Annotated in this window: 11 protein-coding genes and 1 pseudogene; 3 read left to right on the forward strand and 9 right to left on the reverse strand. The window is 66.8% G+C overall.

Annotated elements, in window-relative coordinates; genetic code table 11:
- Positions 1-18 precede the first annotated feature (18 nt).
- From AC4AMJ_RS16800 to AC4AMJ_RS16815, 4 genes and pseudogenes are all read right to left on the reverse strand, one after another.
- Positions 19-645 (reverse strand): TetR/AcrR family transcriptional regulator, encoded by a 627-nt coding sequence (locus AC4AMJ_RS16800; RefSeq protein WP_489900788.1) that lies wholly within the window; start codon positions 643-645, stop codon positions 19-21.
- Positions 646-691: 46 nt separating this feature from the next.
- Positions 692-1,312 carry a nitroreductase family protein gene (locus tag AC4AMJ_RS16805; protein WP_489900787.1) on the reverse strand — a complete coding sequence of 207 codons (621 nt, stop codon included), beginning with the start codon at positions 1,310-1,312 and terminating at the stop codon, positions 692-694.
- A 192-nt stretch (positions 1,313-1,504) separates the two neighbouring features.
- Positions 1,505-1,801: pseudogene (locus tag AC4AMJ_RS16810) on the reverse strand (NUDIX domain-containing protein); the annotation flags it as partial.
- The gene (locus AC4AMJ_RS16815; protein ID WP_489899998.1) at positions 1,798-3,228 is read right to left on the reverse strand and encodes a carboxyl transferase domain-containing protein; all 1,431 of its coding nucleotides are present in this window, start codon (positions 3,226-3,228) and stop codon (positions 1,798-1,800) included. The pseudogene AC4AMJ_RS16810 and the gene AC4AMJ_RS16815, both read right to left, overlap by 4 nt.
- 77 nt (positions 3,229-3,305) lie before the next feature.
- Between AC4AMJ_RS16815 and AC4AMJ_RS16820 the strand changes: the two genes are divergently transcribed.
- Positions 3,306-3,764 (forward strand): SRPBCC family protein, encoded by a 459-nt coding sequence (locus AC4AMJ_RS16820; protein WP_489900786.1) that lies wholly within the window; start codon positions 3,306-3,308, stop codon positions 3,762-3,764.
- 27 nt (positions 3,765-3,791) lie between these two features.
- Here AC4AMJ_RS16820 and AC4AMJ_RS16825 read toward each other — a convergent pair whose 3' ends face one another.
- From AC4AMJ_RS16825 to sucC, 4 genes are all read right to left on the reverse strand, one after another.
- Positions 3,792-4,283, reverse strand: coding sequence for an RDD family protein (locus AC4AMJ_RS16825; RefSeq protein WP_489899996.1), 492 nt, complete (start codon positions 4,281-4,283; stop codon positions 3,792-3,794).
- The gene (locus AC4AMJ_RS16830) at positions 4,276-4,986 is read right to left on the reverse strand and encodes a hypothetical protein (protein WP_489913412.1); all 711 of its coding nucleotides are present in this window, start codon (positions 4,984-4,986) and stop codon (positions 4,276-4,278) included. Before AC4AMJ_RS16830 ends, AC4AMJ_RS16825 begins: the two co-directional genes overlap by 8 nt.
- A 114-nt stretch (positions 4,987-5,100) precedes the next feature.
- The gene (gene sucD / locus AC4AMJ_RS16835) at positions 5,101-5,991 is read right to left on the reverse strand and encodes a succinate--CoA ligase subunit alpha (RefSeq protein WP_489913414.1); all 891 of its coding nucleotides are present in this window, start codon (positions 5,989-5,991) and stop codon (positions 5,101-5,103) included.
- A 13-nt stretch (positions 5,992-6,004) separates the two neighbouring features.
- Positions 6,005-7,168 carry an ADP-forming succinate--CoA ligase subunit beta gene (gene sucC, locus AC4AMJ_RS16840; protein ID WP_489899992.1) on the reverse strand — a complete coding sequence of 388 codons (1,164 nt, stop codon included), beginning with the start codon at positions 7,166-7,168 and terminating at the stop codon, positions 6,005-6,007.
- Positions 7,169-7,593: 425 nt separating this feature from the next.
- Between sucC and AC4AMJ_RS16845 the strand changes: the two genes are divergently transcribed.
- Positions 7,594-8,709 carry a M23 family metallopeptidase gene (locus AC4AMJ_RS16845; protein ID WP_489899990.1) on the forward strand — a complete coding sequence of 372 codons (1,116 nt, stop codon included), beginning with the start codon at positions 7,594-7,596 and terminating at the stop codon, positions 8,707-8,709.
- Positions 8,710-8,973: 264 nt separating this feature from the next.
- Here the strand turns inward: AC4AMJ_RS16845 and AC4AMJ_RS16850 are convergent, their stop codons facing one another.
- Positions 8,974-11,502 carry a UvrD-helicase domain-containing protein gene (locus tag AC4AMJ_RS16850; protein ID WP_489913416.1) on the reverse strand — a complete coding sequence of 843 codons (2,529 nt, stop codon included), beginning with the start codon at positions 11,500-11,502 and terminating at the stop codon, positions 8,974-8,976.
- Positions 11,503-11,690: 188 nt separating this feature from the next.
- On the opposite strand from AC4AMJ_RS16850, the gene AC4AMJ_RS16855 reads away from it, so the two are divergent.
- Positions 11,691-13,292: a hypothetical protein gene (locus AC4AMJ_RS16855; protein ID WP_489913418.1), complete on the forward strand. Its 1,602-nt coding sequence runs from the start codon at positions 11,691-11,693 to the stop codon at positions 13,290-13,292.
- The last annotated feature ends 5 nt before the right edge of the window (positions 13,293-13,297 follow it).

Raw genomic sequence — 13,297 nt, forward strand, 5'->3', positions numbered from 1 at the left:
CCGCACCGTGCAGGTGGCCTATCGCGCAGCCAGCAACGCCGACCACGCCATCGCGCTCAGCACTGCCCGCAGGTCGCTTCCGCCGAACGGGGGAAGTCGAGGCGACGAGTTCAACAACCCGAAGGTCGCATGGACCCGGACCCGCGCCTCTTCCCGGGTCAGCACCCGGTCGGAATCGGCGACGACGTCGAGCAGCACGTCCACCCACTGCTCGACGTAGCGTCGCTGCAACGACCGCACCCGATGGTTGGCCTCCGCCGTCATCGACGAGAGATCGCGGTCCTGGACCGAGATCAGATCCGGTTTGGTGACGAGCACATCGATGTGGAACCGGATCAGGTCACTCAGTGTCTGCTCGGGGCCGGCGCCGCGGGCGACCACCTCGGCCCCGCCCTCGTGCAGGCGCTGACTGATGTCGACGAGCATCTGGTCGAGCAGATCGGTCTTCGACGAGAAGTGCCGGTACATCGCCGGCCCACTCACCCCGACCGCCCGGCCGATGTCCTCCAGTGTCACACCCGAGAAGCCACGTTCGGCCATGAGTCGGGCGGCGGCCTCGAGCAGTTCGGCCCGCCTCGCCGCCTTGGCCTGACCACGACGTGTGCGAGCGGGCGGCTCGGGGGACGGCGACGGCGAGGTGGTCATGGTGAACTCGAACTCTACCGCCACCGCCGCTCGCCCCGGCGACGTCTCACCAACCGTTGACGTGCAGGATGTCGTCGAGCGGTTTGCGTCCGGCCGGCTTGAAATCGGTACCCGTGTAGTAGGCAACCGGAAGCAGCACCCCCTGGTGCACGGTGGGCGGGATGCCCAGGATCTCGGCGACCTCCTTCTCGTACACCAGGTGCAAGGTGGTCCACGCCGACCCCAGCCCGCGTGCCCGCAGTGCCAGTTGCAGACTCCATGCACCGGGCAGCAGCGATCCCCACAGACCGGCCTGATTGCCCTCCGGCAGCTCACCGCCGCTGTAGATGGCGCCGATCACCAGCACCGGAACCTGCGCCATCGTGTCGGCGAGATACTGGGCACTGGACGCGACGCGACGGGCGGTGTCGTCTCGCCTCGGCTGGTTGGCCGAATACGTGGCGAACGACTTCGCATACAGGTCGGCGACCTTCTGCTTGAGTTCTGGATCGGTCAGCACGATCCAGTGCCAGGTCTGGCTGTTGCTGCCGCTCGGCGCCTGCAACGCCACCTCGAGTGCCTCTTTCACGACCTCCAACGGAACCGGTCGTTCCAGGTCGAGACGTTTACGCACCGATCGGGTGGTGGTCAGCAACTCATCGGGATCCAGAGGCAGCAGTTCGGTCATGTCGTCCTTTCCGTCACAGTGGCCGACAACGTCGGTCACCTGCCCAGCTTGCGCCACGCCGTCCGGCTCTGTCGACGTCGCCGTCGCAGTCGAACGCATCAGACCGTGGCGATCGAGATGTTCGATCAGTCCCGCCGTCAACGGCAGTTCGGCGAGCTCGGGAACCGACACCCAGCGTGCATCGGCCGCATCGTCGCCGGCCTGCAATGTCCCCGACCGCACCTCGGCGACGAAATCGTGCACCTCGAAGACCACGCCGTCGTCGCCGGGAATGTCCACCACCCAGGCTTTGTCCCCGACGTCGACGTGCAGTCCGGTCTCCTCCACGACCTCCCGCTCCACCGCCCCCAGCAGGCTCTCGCCCGGCTCGACCTTGCCGCCGGGCACAGTCCATCGACCGGCCTGCGGCGGATGCCGCCGCTGCACGAGCAGCAGCCGGTCGTCGGCGTCCCACACGATGGCGCCGACGCCGACGATCCGACGGGTCACCGCTCACCGCCCGGAGTCCGGGTGCGCCGTCGCATCGACGGCCGTTTGCGCCGGCCGAGTTCCTCGCCGATCACCGTGCGCAGTGCGACGAAGCCGTCTGGGGCGGTGATGTCGACGAGGTGGTCGAGCGTTCCGTTCGCGTGCAGGGCCGCCGCCGCAATGCCCTGCTCGTCGGCCAGTTGCGCGGCGTGCTCGGTGTCGCGGTGCACGATGATGCTCGCACCTTCGGGCGGCAGCGGCGACAGCCATGCGTCCACCGCGGCCACCCGCACGTCGGCCGGGAACAAGGCCAGCGCGGCCCCGCCGGCACCCTGCCCGAGCAACACTGACACGGTCGGCACCGTCAGCTGCACCAATTCCGCCATGCAGCGCGCTATCTCGCCGGCGAGTCCACCTTCCTCGGCGGCCACCGACAGCTCCGCGCCGGGTGTGTCGATGACCGTCACCACGGGCAGCCGTAGGTCGGCGGCCATTGCCATCCCCTGACGGGCCATCCGGAGGTCGACGGGCCTGATCAGCTCACCAGCGGCCTGCCGGTCGCGGTCCTGGCCGATGACCACCGCGGTTGTGCCACCGAATCGGCTCAGCGCCAACCAGATCGGGGCGTCGCCGCGCAGCACGACCGAGTGGTCCGGGTCGAGGACCTCGGTGAGACCGGAGCGCCCTGCCGCACGGGTCGCGACCACGGCGGCCCAGGTCCCCGGGACCCGATGGTCGGTGTGCGCCGTCGATGCCGTCTGGTCTCCGGCGGACCGGAGCAGTCGGAGAACGCGGCCCAGCTCGGCACCGAGTCGGGGTAGCGGGACCAGCGCATCGACGACGCCGTGGGCGTGAAGGTTGTCCGCGGTCTGGACGCCGTCGGGGAACGGCTCGCCGTACAGACCCGCGTACACCCTGGGCCCGAGGAAGCCGACCAGCGCCGAGGGCTGTGCCCAGGTGATGTGGCCGAGCGACCCCCACGACGCGAACACCCCACCGGTCGTCGGATGGCGCAGGTACACCAGATACGGCAGCCCGGCTGCCTTGTGCGCGTTGACCGCCCCCGTGATCGCGACCATCTGCAAGAAGGCGGCGGTGCCTTCTTGCATCCGCGTGCCTCCCGATGCGGGTAGCGCGAGCAGCGGGAGCTGCTCGGCCGTCGCCCGTTCCACGGCGGCGACCACACGTTGCCCGGCACTGCGTCCGATCGAACCACCGAGGAAACCGAACTCACTGATCACCATCGCGACCCGGATGTCGTGGATGCGTCCGCTGCCCGTCACGATCGACTCGTCGATGGCCGTTCGTTCACGTGCACGTTCCAGAGCTGATCTGTACTCCAGACTGTCCGGCTCCCAGTCGACCGCCCGGTCCCACGACTCCCAGCTGTGCTCGTCGACGATGAGGTCGACCACTGTGCGAGCGTCGACGCGTTGTGGGTTGGTCACGTTTTCACCCTAGACCGATGAACTCGGCGATCGTCCTCGGTCATACTGCACGAAACCATCCACGACAGGAGATCCACATGGGCGACTACACCGTGACCCGGACCGAGACCATCGCTGCGCTGCCGGAGAAGATCCATCCACTCATCGTCGATCTCCACGAGTGGCGTCGATGGTCACCCTGGGAGGACATCGATCCCGATCTGAGCCGGGAATACTCCGGCGCCGAGAAGGGCATCGGCGCGAAGTATGCGTGGTCGGGAAATCGTAAGGCGGGCAAAGGCACCATGGAGATCACCGACGTCACCGAGCCGACCAGGGTTGCCGTGCAGGTCGCTTTCGAGAAGCCGATGAAGTCGACCAGCACAAGCGTTTTCACGCTGGCTCCCCGCGGAGCGCAGACCGAGGTGACCTGGACCATGACCGGACCGCACTCCCTGTTCTCCCGCGTTGCGGCACCATTGGGCCTGTTCGACAAGATGCTCGGCAAGGACTTCGAAAAGGGCTTGGCGACATTGAAGTCCGTGGCGGAGGTCTGATCGCGACCGGGTGGCCGGGTCACGGTCTCAGCGCGAGTACACGACCCGGGTCCCCAGCACGACATCTTGGATGGACCGACGCCGCAGATCGACGGCGACCCAGACGAGGCCGACCGGAAAGAATGTGTAGAACACCGCGCGCAGCAGAGCAACGCTGGGGCGCATCACATCTCGCTTGCGGCCACGCACCCGCAGTCCCATCACGACGCAGCCGAGCGTACGACCGGAGATCGCCCAGCACAGCGTGTTGTAAGCGATCGATCCGCCGATCAGGCCCGTCGCGGTGAACAACGGCCCCGGGTTGGGGAAGCTGAAGGTCGAGGCGTTGACGATCAGCATGGCGATCGCGAAACCGACATAGGCGCTGCCGAGAAGTGCCCAGACGGTGGCCAGATCGATGAAGGCGGCGATACCGCGGCTGACGATGCCCGCCGTCTTGTCGGTGTCGTGCAGTTCATGGTGCGAATGCTCACCCGACCCGGGAACCCGATTGGTCCCGGCGTCCTTCGCGTCAGTCATCCGCGCGGCCACCGACCTGCGGCGGCTCGTCCGCCACACCATTGACGCGCCGACGCAAGACGCGTCCGACGATGTTGGCGACCGCATCGTCGGCGCGCTCGCCGCTGCTGCGCACGTCGGTCATCACATCGGCCGTGACCGAGGTACTCGCCTCCCGGATGATGTCGGTGAGGTCAACGCCTTCGATGATGTCGTTGGCGAGGCCGATCAGGTCGACCCGATCGAGGATCGCCTCGACGTCGATGCGGGCGGCGATCGCGTCGATGTCGAGGGTGCCGGCAATCGCGTCGAGGTCGACGTGGGCGACTGCAGCGTTCAGGTCGACCCGGTTGCGGATGACGGCGTCGAGATCGACGCGGTCCAGGATCGCCTCGATGTCGAGGCCGGCCGCCACCGCGTTCAGATCGACGTTCTCGCGCACCAGGGTGGTCAGGTCCATCTCGGCGATGATGGCCGAGATGATCGCCACGACAATCGCCTGCACGCGCTCGACCACGACCGGCGCGGTCTCGAGCACCCGCTCCCCCTCGACCGCCAGTCGGGCCACCCCGCGTCGCCCGGCCGGGCCCACCACGGGAAGTCGCAGCACGAATCGGGCTCCCGCCGCCGCGAGCCGTGCCGACGCGATCGCTGCGCGCGTACCGACCGCGACCGCACCGACGGCCACGACGATCTCTCGCGGCACCTCGTTGTCTCGACCCACGCATGAATCGTAGTCACAGGTGAAGCCGAACAACGGCGTTGGCATCGAAGAAAGATGTAGCCGTTGTCCCCGCGTGACGGGGACAACGGCTACAGATCTCGGCGAGCGGTGCGGCTACAGAGCCTGGTACAGCTCGCGCGCCAGGTTGGCGGTCTCGCTCGGGGTCTTGCCGACCTTCACACCGGCGGCCTCGAGGGCCTCCTTCTTGGCCTGCGCGGTACCCGAGCTCCCGGACACGATGGCGCCCGCGTGGCCCATCGTCTTACCCTCCGGCGCAGTGAATCCCGCGACGTAGCCGACGACCGGCTTGGACACGTTGGCCTTGATGTAGTCGGCTGCACGCTCCTCGGCATCGCCACCGATCTCACCGATCATCACGATGACCTTGGTGTCGGGGTCCTTCTCGAAGGCCTCGATCGCATCGATGTGAGTGGTGCCGATGACCGGGTCGCCGCCGATGCCGATGGCGGTCGAGAAGCCGATGTCACGCAGCTCGTACATCATCTGGTAAGTCAGGGTGCCCGACTTGGACACCAGGCCGATCGGGCCGGTGCCGGCGATGTTGGCCGGGGTGATGCCGACCAGCGACTCACCGGGGGTGATGATGCCGGGGCAGTTCGGGCCGATGATGCGGGTCTTGTTGCCCTTGGACACGTTGTACGCCCACGCATAAGCACTGTCCTGCACCGGGATTCCCTCGGTGATGACCACCAGGAGCGGGATCTCGGCGTCGATGGCCTCGATGATCGCATCCTTGGCGAACTTCGGCGGCACGAACGCGATCGAGACGTCGGCGCCGGTCTCGTTGATCGCCTCCTCCACGGAGCCGAACACCGGCAGCTCGACGCCGCCCTCGTGGCTCACCGTGGTTCCGGCCTTACGGGCGTTCACGCCGCCGACGATGTTGGTGCCGGCCTTGAGCATGAGTGCGGTGTGCTTGGTGCCCTCGCCGCCGGTGATGCCCTGGACGATGACCTTGTTGTCTTTGTTCAGAAAAATCGACATTGCTCTGGTTCCCTTACTTGCTCGCCAGTTCGGCGGCCTTGTCGGCGCCGGAGTCCATGGTTTCGGCGAGCGTCACCAGCGGGTGATTCGCATCGGCCAAGATCTTGCGGCCTTCTTCGACCTTGTTGCCGTCGAGACGGACAACCAGCGGCTTGTTGGCCTCGTCACCCAGCTTGTCCAGGGCGCCGACGATGCCGTTGGCGACCGCATCGCACGCGGTGATGCCGCCGAACACGTTGACGAACACACTCTTGACCTGCTCGTCGTTCAGGATGACGTCGAGACCGGCGGCCATCACCTCGGCGGAGGCGCCGCCACCGATGTCGAGGAAGTTTGCGGGCTTGACGCCGTCGTGCGCCTCACCGGCGTACGCGACGACGTCGAGGGTGGACATGACCAGGCCTGCGCCGTTGCCGATGATGCCGACCTGACCGTCGAGCTTGACGTAGTTGAGGTCGTTCTCCTTGGCCTTGAGCTCGAGGGGATCGGTGGCGTCGCGGTCCTCGAAGGCCTCGTGTCCGGGCTGACGGAAGTCGGCGTTGGCGTCGAGGGTGACCTTGCCGTCCAGCGCCAGGATCTGATCGTCGGGGGTGCGAACCAGCGGGTTGACCTCCACCAGCAGGGCGTCTTCGTTGATGAAGACCTCCCACAGCTTCTGGATGGTCACGGCCGCGGCGTCGAGCACCTCGGCGGGCAGCTTGCCGGCCTCGGCGATGCTGCGAGCGAAGGCGAGGTCGACGCCCTTGACGGCATCGACGGGGATCTTGGCCAGCGCGTCGGGGTTCTCCTCGGCGGTGACCTCGATCTCGACGCCACCCTCGACCGAGCACATGGCCAGGTAGGTGCGGTTGGTGCGGTCGAGCAGGAAGGAGATGTAGTACTCCTCGGCGATGTCACTCGCCTCTGCGACCAGCAGCTTCTTGACGACGTGGCCCTTGATGTCGAGGCCGAGGATCGCCTCGGCGTTCGCGACCGCCTCGTCGACGTCCTTGGAGTACTTGACGCCGCCGGCCTTGCCGCGGCCGCCGACCTTGACCTGTGCTTTGACCATGACGGGTTTGCCGATTTCCTCGGCAATCTCACGTGCCCCGGCAACCGTGTCGGTAACACGGCCGGCCGAGGTGGGCACCTCATGCTTGGCGAAAAGTTCCTTCGCCTGGTATTCGAAGAGATCCATTCAGCTCACCATCTCGTAGGTTCGTCCGCAGAAGGATGTAACACCGCGGGGTGTATTGCGGGCCATATCGGACTCTAAACCTGCCGCGTATGGGCTTTGCCGCCGCACCCGCCGCTTGTGCGACAGATCACTCGCTCGGTCGGCTCTGTATACATCGGCAGCCACATCCGGACCCGACCGCCGGGGCGGCTCGAGCGTTCATGTACTGTCGCTGGTCGGAACGATCCGAGAGGGTTTGGCAAAGCGAATCCACCGTTCGCTCAAGTCATCTCCACTGTGGCCATCTTGTGATGCATCTCACATACGCACGGGTTTTACCCCCGTAGCGTTGGACTTGCCGCAATCATTTCGTTACCGTCGGCTGGCAGTTGGTCACAAAAGGATTACGGGCAACAACGGGTAATCCTCGTTGGTGAAGAGATGGGGTGGACGATTTGACGGGACGTGGTTATCCGGGCCGACCGGTCACGACCGCCGGGCAATCCGCCGCGCGCCTCGTCGACGACGAGTCTGCGTCGGAAGTCACCACGATCATCCCGATCGACGAGTTCGCTGACGAGTCGACCACCTGGGACTCCACCGACGAGGCGTGGGATGCAGGGTCGTGGGAACGCTACTACCGGCCCACCCGCTCGGAGATCACCCAGGACATCCTGATCCCCGAGAGCGAGTTCGACGCCTACGAGCACGACGAGCCGTTCGACGTCGACGGCGCCCGCCCCGACACCTTCTCCCTGAGCAGCACCGAGAGCGGCGAGCTCCCGCTGCGGATCGACGGCGAAAAGCCGTTTCGGACCAAGCCCGCCTCCGGCGCCACACGCCAACGGGGCAAGCACCGCCTCAGTGCGCCGCCCACGGCCCTCAAGGGTGGCCGGGCCGCACTCATCGCGATGGCTGCCGGCGCTGCCGTGGCCGCCGTCGCGCAGGTCGGTTCGACCGACACCACGACAGCCACCCCCACCAACGCCGCCAACGTCGGCACCACCGGCGAGGCCACCGACCTGGGTCCCGGACTCGCCGCCACCGCCCCGACGAAGGACCTGGGCACCTTCACCGACCAACTCGCCGTCGGCAAGCAGATGGCGGACGCGGAGGCACAACGCGAAGCGCTGGCCCGCCGCCCGATGTTCGAGTCGCCCATCCCGCTCGGCAAGTACGACTTCACATCGACGTTCGCGATGCGCTGGGGCAGCTTCCACGGCGGCATCGACCTGGCCGCGCCGCTCGGTACCCCGATCCACGCCGCGACCGACGGTGTCGTGATCGAGGCCGGCCCCGCATCCGGCTACGGCAACTGGGTCCAGATCCGCGCCGCCGACGGCACGGTCACGATGTACGGGCACATGGCGTCCTCCGGCGTCCTGGTGCAGAAGGGCCAGCGCGTCACCGCCGGCGACGTCATCGCCCTCGTCGGCAGCGAAGGCTTCTCCACCGGACCGCACTGCCACTTCGAGGTCTGGAAGAACGGGACCATGAAGATCGATCCGGCCCCGTGGCTCGCAGAGCACGGCGTCAAGCTGGCGGCCTACACCGGCGGATAGGGCTCGGCGGCACCCCAGGCGACTGCGGTTCCACCTCCTCAAGCGACTGCCGCGCCACCTCCTCAAGCGACTGCCGCGCCACCTCCTCAGGCGACTGCCGAGAGAACCCAAAATTTCGCCGAGAGAACCCGCAGTTCGCGATTTTCGCGCGGATGATCAGCGCGGCGGGTTCTCTCGGCGAAATTTTGGGTTCTCTCGGCCTCCATGCTGGTGGCGTGAGAGGGATGGTGCGGCTGCGCTGGTGGCGGTGCGGCCGGGCGGGGGCTAGATCTTGTCGCCTGGCAGGCCGCCGGCGGTCAGGAGAGTGACCCGCCCGACGTTTCCGCCGAAGTCGAACGTGATGCGTTCGGTCGCCCCGCTGCCCTCCTTCGCCACGGCCTTGCCGAGTCCGTACTTGGGGTGATTGATGCGGTCGCCCACCTCGTAGTTCACCTGTTTGTTCCGGCCGCGGGTCGGATCGGTCGAATACGACGAACGCCCGAGGCCACTGCCCCCGAACCCGGAGTCGCCACGGCCGAAGACCCCGCCCGACGATCCGAGGTGTCGGCTTGCGGACCGGCGCGGTTCGGTGCGGCGCCAGTCCACCAGATGCTGCGGAATCTCTTGTAGGAAGCGGGATTCCGGATTCGAGACCGGCTGCCCCCAAGAGGCCCGGGTCATCGACCGGGTCACGTAGAGACGCTCCTTGGCACGTGTGATGCCGACGTAGGCCAGGCGACGCTCCTCGCTGAGCTCGGCGGGATCCCCCAGCGCCCGCATGTGCGGGAAATGTCCGTCCTCCCAACCGGTCACGAACACGACGGGGAACTCCAAGCCCTTCGCGGTGTGCAGCGTCATGAGGGTGACCACACCGTCGCCCTCGTCGGGAACCTGATCGGCGTCGGCGACGAGCGAGACCTTCTCCAGGAACGCGGCCAGCGAGCCCGGCTCGGGTTCGCCGTCGTTGACCGGAACATCCTCGTCGAGTTCGTCGACTTCGTCGGCCGGGCTCGCGAGTCCGGCCGCGTCGGCGCTGAATTCCCTTGCCACCGCGACCAACTCGTTGATGTTGTCGAGTCGGGCACCGTCCTGCGGATCGCGCGACGCCTCGAGTTCGGCACGGTAGCCGGTGCGTTCGACGATGGCGTCGACCAGTTCGCCGATGTCGGCACCCTCCTCGGTGGCGTCCACGACGGCGACGTCCTCACTCGCCTCGCCCGCCGCGCCGAAGGTCGCGAGGAAGTCGTTGCGGAGCCCTTCGATCAGATCGACGAAGCCACCGATCTGCTTGACCGCACGGGTGTTCAGCAATCCGACCTTGCCTTCGGCACCCTCCAGCAACGCCTCGTAGAAGCTGATGCCTCGATTCTCCGAATGTACGGCGACACAGGCCTCGGCGCGGTCGCCGATGCCGCGTCGCGGCGTGTTGAGGATGCGTCGCAAACTGACCGCGTCGTCCGGGTTCGCCACCACCCGCAGATAGGCGACGACGTCGCGAACCTCTTTGCGTTCATAGAACTTCGTCCCGCCGACCACCTTGTACGGGATGCCGTGCCGCACGAAGACCTCTTCGAGGGGCCGCGAGCCGGTGTTGGTGCGGTAGAAAACCGCGATGTCCGAGTAGGAATACGGCGACAGAGGGCCCGCTCGCTCCGCTCCCGGCGCCCGGGACAACCCGCCGATCGAGTAATCGGTGAGATCCTCGATCTCCTTTGCGATGAACAACGATTCGTCGCGGTCCGAGTCGGCGACATAGCCGACGATCAGCTCACCGTCCCCGGAATCGGTCCACAGCCGCTTCTCCCGCCGGTTCTCGTTGCGAGAGATCACCGCATTGGCGGCCGACAGGATGGTCTGGGTGGACCGATAGTTCTGCTCGAGCAGGATCGTCTCGGCGTTCGGATAATCCCGTTCGAACTCCTCGATGTTGCGGATCGTCGCGCCACGGAACGCGTAGATGGACTGGTCCGCGTCCCCAACCACGCAGAGTTCCGACGGCCCCACCGGCGAATCCGTCTGCTCGTCTCCGACGAGTTCGCGGACGAAGACGTACTGGGCGTGGTTGGTGTCCTGGTACTCGTCGACCATCACGTGGCGGAACCGGCGACGGTAGTACTCGGCGACCTCCGGGTGACGCTGCAGCAACGAGACCGTCTCACCGATCAGATCGTCGAAATCGAAGGCGTTGGCCGCTTGCAGGCGCCGCTGATACTCAGCATAGATCTGCGCGACGACCACCACCGACGGTTCCCCGTCGCCTGCCTTCGCAAGCGCCTCGTCGGGGTCGATCAGCTCGTTCTTGAGGTTCGAGATGCTCACCGCGACACCCCGCGGGCTGAACTTCTTCGGATCGAGCTCCAGATCGCGGATGATCATGCCCAGCAGCCGCTTCGAGTCGTCGGAGTCATAGATGGAGAAGTTCGAATTGCGCGCCCCCAACAGCGCCGATTGGGCGCGCAGAATGCGTACGCAGGTGGAGTGGAACGTCGACACCCACATGTACACAGCACGCGGGCCCACCAGATCGATCACCCGCTCACGCATCTCGGCGGCGGCCTTGTTCGTGAAGGTGATCGCGAGGATCTGCCCGGGCGATGTGTCACGCTCGGCGAGCAGGTAGGCGATCCGGCGCGTCAGCACAGCCGTCTTCCCCGACCCCGCACCGGCGACGATCAGCAGGGGCGAACCGGCATGCAGAACCGCCGCGCGTTGCTGCGGGTTGAGACCGTCGAGCAAACGGGCCGTGGGGTCATCGGACGTGGCGACGCCGGCTCCGTGGGAGCGTTGCGCCGTCTCTCGGGTGGAGCTTGTCATCAGGAGACAAGGCTACCCCCGACGGCGGACAACTCCCGCGCCGCGCCGTTGCCCAGGCGTTACGATGTGCCCGAATCGGGGGTGGGGTCGGGTCATTCATCCGGCCCATGTCGCCGACCGGGTACGGCATGATCTGCTGTTTACATCGACGATCGTGGAGATCGTCTCGGTTTCGGAGGGTCTGGGTGATGAACGGTCGGTCCAACACCGTCCCCGCTCTGGTGTTCGGTCTGGGCGCACTCGCGCTGATCGCGGCGCTGGTGGTGACCTTCGTACCGTTCCCCACCGACGGGTCGTCGGCACCGACGTCGGCGTTCACCGCCCAGAAGGAACTCGACGAGGTCGCCTTCGCGCTCGGCAGCAGCCCGGGGGCGCGGTACACGGGCACGCTGACAACGACCGGCGAGGAACCGGGCGCGACACCGAAGACGGTGGAATTCGACGATCTGACGGTCGCATCCACAAAGAATGCCGACGGTGAGATCACCTACCGCTCGACCGCCGCCCAGTATCGCCAGATCGGCAACTACCGGTATGTCAACGCCCCGTCGCAGTTGTGGACCGACCTGTTCGGTGGCTCCGCAGGTGCCGGCCGGGTCGATCTCGGCCCGACCGAGAACAAGTGGACCGACCTGCGCTACTCCGGGCTTCCCGACCTGGGTTATCTGCTGTCCCCGGCTCTGCTCGCCGGCCGGATCGGCAACACCGAGCGGGTCGAGGCGCCCGAACTGGGCCTGCAACTGCCCGCGCCCAACGCGGGCCTGCCCGACGCCCGCTACTGGCCGACCAGTGACCCGGTGGTCACCGCGGTCGGCGATGACAAGGTCCGGGTCGGATCGATGGAGACCACGTTCGACCCGACCTCGAAGAAGGTCACCCACATCAAGGGAGAGTTCGTCCGCGGGGGCTATCGGGTGTCCATCGACACCGCGGTGACGCCGTTGCAGCCGGAAGATCTCACCACGCTGTTCGCCGACGAGCATGAGCTCGTCGACGACCTCGTCAGCGTTCCGGCACCCGCGGTTCCCCTTGCCGACAACGCGGTCGTCGCACGGGGCACGGGCTCATGTACGACTGCCGCATGCGAATTCGCACTCACCGCGAACGGCACCGTCGCAGCGGATGTGGCCGCCGACATGCGCGGGGTGAACGGCCACGTCAATTTCGGACTGACCGTCAGGTTCGCCGTCGACAACTTCCGGCCCGGCGAACGCGGCGGGACCTGCACGCGAGTGCTGACGACACCGTTCGGCGGGCAAGCCCAGACGAAGTGCTCGGCCACCGACCTCCCGCCCGGCTCCCGCAACGTCCGGACCGACACGACGATCCAATACCTGCCGTTCATCGACCTCGCCGCATCGGATCTCGACGACTACATCGTCAGTCAGGAGAAGTCGAGCACCCTGCCGATCACCATGGTGCGCACGGGATCGAAGAAGCCCGAAGCGGCTCGCTACAACGACCAGGAGGCGGGCTTCCCGAGCAGTTACGGGGTGAAGGCGGGCAACTACATCTTCGACGGGGTCGGTCCCGAGGGCAATCTGTTCGTCGCCTTCGCACCGGGCTACGCGGCGACGCACGTCATCGCCGGCCGCCTCGACCCGAGTTGGTCCGGAACCGCGCTGCTCACCGACCAACTCCGGGCGCAGGTGACCGCCGCCGGCGACCGCCCGATCACCTACGTGACCGCCGAAGAGGAACTGGCAACCGCGCTGCGCCGGCTCGCGCTCCTCGAAGGGGTCGGTCTGGACAAGGTGACAGTGTTCTCCGCACCGGTCGAGACGTCCTAGGTCGA

Source organism: Gordonia sp. LMA484, from assembly GCF_058129505.1.

What these genes read in the sequence shown, in the direction of transcription:
- AC4AMJ_RS16825 (WP_489899996.1), bottom strand. Translation starts at nt 4,283, where the DNA reads ATGACTGACGCGAAGGACGCCGGGACCAATCGGGTTCCCGGGTCGGGT.
- sucD (WP_489913414.1), bottom strand. Translation starts at nt 5,991, where the DNA reads ATGTCGATTTTTCTGAACAAAGACAACAAGGTCATCGTCCAGGGCATC.
- AC4AMJ_RS16855 (WP_489913418.1), top strand. Translation starts at nt 11,691, where the DNA reads ATGAACGGTCGGTCCAACACCGTCCCCGCTCTGGTGTTCGGTCTGGGC.
- AC4AMJ_RS16805 (WP_489900787.1), bottom strand. Translation starts at nt 1,312, where the DNA reads ATGACCGAACTGCTGCCTCTGGATCCCGATGAGTTGCTGACCACCACC.
- AC4AMJ_RS16820 (WP_489900786.1), top strand. Translation starts at nt 3,306, where the DNA reads ATGGGCGACTACACCGTGACCCGGACCGAGACCATCGCTGCGCTGCCG.
- AC4AMJ_RS16800 (WP_489900788.1), bottom strand. Translation starts at nt 645, where the DNA reads ATGACCACCTCGCCGTCGCCGTCCCCCGAGCCGCCCGCTCGCACACGT.
- sucC (WP_489899992.1), bottom strand. Translation starts at nt 7,168, where the DNA reads ATGGATCTCTTCGAATACCAGGCGAAGGAACTTTTCGCCAAGCATGAG.
- AC4AMJ_RS16850 (WP_489913416.1), bottom strand. Translation starts at nt 11,502, where the DNA reads ATGACAAGCTCCACCCGAGAGACGGCGCAACGCTCCCACGGAGCCGGC.